The organism is Streptomyces sp. N35 (genome assembly GCF_016464295.1).
Lineage (GTDB): Bacteria > Actinomycetota > Actinomycetes > Streptomycetales > Streptomycetaceae > Streptomyces.
The window spans coordinates 15,288-18,261 of the sequence record NZ_JAEIMH010000030.1; the positions used below are offsets into that span (position 1 = coordinate 15,288).

2 protein-coding genes and 1 pseudogene are annotated in these 2,974 nt (G+C 74.2%); 2 read left to right on the forward strand and 1 reads right to left on the reverse strand.

Features of this window, described 5'->3' with window-relative positions; all coding sequences use genetic code 11:
* Both JAO81_RS18210 and JAO81_RS18215 read left to right on the forward strand, forming a co-directional pair.
* Positions 1-295, forward strand: a pseudogene (locus JAO81_RS18210) (hypothetical protein); the annotation flags it as partial.
* Positions 296-427: 132 nt separating this feature from the next.
* Positions 428-1,780 (forward strand): deoxyguanosinetriphosphate triphosphohydrolase, encoded by a 1,353-nt coding sequence (locus tag JAO81_RS18215; RefSeq protein WP_199548919.1) that lies wholly within the window; start codon positions 428-430, stop codon positions 1,778-1,780.
* 74 nt (positions 1,781-1,854) lie between these two features.
* Here JAO81_RS18215 and JAO81_RS18220 read toward each other — a convergent pair whose 3' ends face one another.
* Positions 1,855-2,841, reverse strand: coding sequence for a winged helix-turn-helix domain-containing protein (locus JAO81_RS18220; protein WP_199548920.1), 987 nt, complete (start codon positions 2,839-2,841; stop codon positions 1,855-1,857).
* Positions 2,842-2,974: the final 133 nt, after the last annotated feature.

Below are 2,974 nucleotides of genomic sequence, written 5' to 3' on the forward strand. Positions count from 1 at the left end.
GTGCTCACCGGCGGCGGCGCTCTGCTGCGCGGCCTGGACGAGCGCCTGCCCCGCGGCGCCCGCCGTTCCCGCCGCGGTCCGCGCGCTCGCGGCCCGCGGCCGGCACCGGGTCGCGATCGCCTCGTGCTTCACGGCCCCCGGCCGCTTCGCCGCGGCCACCGCGAAGGCAGCACCCTGGATCGCCTCCGCCCCCCTCGGCACCCATCCGACCGTCGCCCGCCTCCTGCTGCACCGCTACGACCAGGCCTTGCGCACCTCGGCCCCGGCAGGGCATCTGCGGCTGGTCCCCGCGTAAGAGACGGCTGGTCCCCGCGTAAGAGAGCGGCTGGTCCCCGCATACGGGTACGCCTGGTCCCCGCGTAAGAGCGCGGGCGCAAGAGGCACCTGGGGCCGCCGCCCCACCCCTCACCCGAGCTACTGTCGCTCCATGGAAGGCACGCAGCACGAAGGCAGCACGCAGCACGACGGCGCCCGGCACGAATTCCGCACCACACCACCCGGCTACGAGGACGCGGCCCTGGAGCGCTGGGCGCCCGAACCCGACAAGCGCCCCGGCCGCACCGCCTTCCAGCGCGACCGTGCCCGTGTGCTGCACTCGTCGGCCCTGCGCCGCCTGGCCGGCAAGACCCAGGTGGTCACACCGGGCACACGGAACCAGGCCTGGGACGCCAGCCCCCGCACCCGTCTGACCCACTCCCTCGAGTGCGCCCAGGTCGGCCGCGAGCTGGGCGCCGCACTCGGCTGCGACCCGGATCTCGTCGAGGCCGCCTGCCTCGCGCACGACATGGGCCACCCGCCCTTCGGGCACAACGGCGAGCAGGCCCTCAACGAGTTCGCCGCGGACTGCGGCGGCTTCGAGGGCAACGCCCAGTCGCTGCGCCTGCTGACCCGTATCGAACCCAAGCGTTTCGTACGGTCGCAGCGGCCCGGCACGGAAGGCGAACTCGTCAGCGTCGGCCTCAACCTGACCCGCGCCGCCCTCGACGCCGCCACCAAGTACCCGTGGCTGCGCGGCGCGCACCCCAGCGACCCGGCGTCCGGGAAGTTCGGCGTGTACGACGACGACCGGCCGGTCTTCGAGTGGGTGCGCAAGGACGCTCCCGGCCACCGCACCTGCTTCGAGGCGCAGGTCATGGACTGGTCCGACGACGTCGCGTACTCCGTGCACGATGTCGAGGACGGGCTGCACGCCGGCCATATCGACCCCAACTGTCTGCACGCCGAGCCCGAACGGCAGGCCGTGTTCGAGGTGGCCATCGGGCGCTACGTCCCCGAGGACACCGACCCCGAAGAGCTCTCGGAAGCGCTCGACCGGCTCCTCGACCAGGAGTGGTGGCCGCACGGTTACGACGGATCCGCCGTCGCGCAGGCCCGGCTCAAGGACGCCACCAGCCAGCTGATCGGCCGCTTCTGCCTGGCCGCGGAGGGCGCCACACGCACGATGTACGGGCCGGGCCGGCTCACGCGTTACGCCGCCGAGCTCGTCGTCCCCAAGGAAACCCGCTACGAGTGCGCGGTGCTGAAGGCGGTCGCCGACCGCTACGTGATGCAGCGCGCCGAACAGGAGCTGCTCCGCGCCGACCAGCGCGTGGTCATCGCCGAGCTGGCCGCCGCGCTCACCGCCCGGGCGCCGGAGGGCCTCGACCCGCAGTTCCGTGCCCTGTTCGACACGGCCGCCGACGACAAGGCGCGCGCCCGGGTCGTGGTCGACCAGATCGCCGCCCAGACGGACGCCTCGGCCCGCTCCCTGCACGCCCGCCTCACGGCACGGCGCGCCTGACGGCTGCCGGGCCCCTGCAACTGGCCCTGCAACTGGCTCTGTAGCCGGCCCTGCAACTGCCCCTGCAACTGCCCCTAAAACCGCCCGTCCATCAGCGCATCGCCCAACGCCGTGCGCCGATGCAGCACGCTGTTGCCGTGGCGCACCGACGCGACGAGCCCCGCCTCCCGCAGCACCGTGGCATGCCGGCTGGCCGTGGAGGCGGTGAGGCGGAGCCGCTGTGCCAACTGGCCCGTGGAGCGCGGCTGTTCCAGCGCGTCCAGGACCAGGGCGCGGGTCGGCCCGATCAGCTGGGCCACCGGCGGCGCCGCATCGCGCTGCTTGGTGCGGGCCAGCCATCCGGGGGCGGGACCCAGCGGATGCACCAGGACCGGATCGAGCGCGTCATCGGCCAGGGCCACCGGGGCCACCACACAGAAGAACGACGGCACCAGCGTCAACGGCCGCCCGTGCAGCGGCATATCACGCGCGACCGGATAGTCCGCGACAAGGGTGGCGCCCTCACGCCTCAGTGCCGGACCGTAGCTGGAGAGGAGTTCGTCGGCGCCGCCGTGCAGCGCCGCGGCGGACCGTACCGCCCGGTCGTCGGCGACCGCGCCCCGGACCGCCGGCAGATAGGGCTCGACGGCCACCGCGTAGTACGAGCGCAGGGCATGGCCCAGGCGTTCGAGCGCCGTCACGTCGCCCTCGGCGAGCAGCCGTACCGCCGAAGGCGCGGGCGCCTGCGCGTACACCTCCGACAGCTCGGCCGACAGCTGCCGCCGCGGGGTGCTCAGGACCGTGGAGATGCCCTCCTCCAAGGAGCGGTCGCCGCGCGAGGGGGTCAGGAAGTCCGGGAAGTAGGCGGCCCAGGGAGAGAGCCGGATGAGTGCCGCCGTGGTCTTCATGAGACCGGCCCGGACCAGACCGGCGCGCACCTCGCGCCGCCACGGGTCGAAGACCACGGCCGACTGCCGGTTCTGCAGCAGGTGCAGGCTCAGCACGAGTTCCCACAGCGGATCGGCGTCCGGCGCCACCCGCAGCCGTACCGAGTCCTCACGTCCGAATGCGATCCGCAGCATGGTTCCCCCGAGTCATGTCGCGTCCGTGCCCGGGCGGCGCCGGCGGGCCGGTCCACCCGGGGATCGTACGGAATCGCCGCGCCACGCGGGCGGGGGCCGCGGCGGGGGGGGCGGGGGGGGGGGGGGGCGGGGG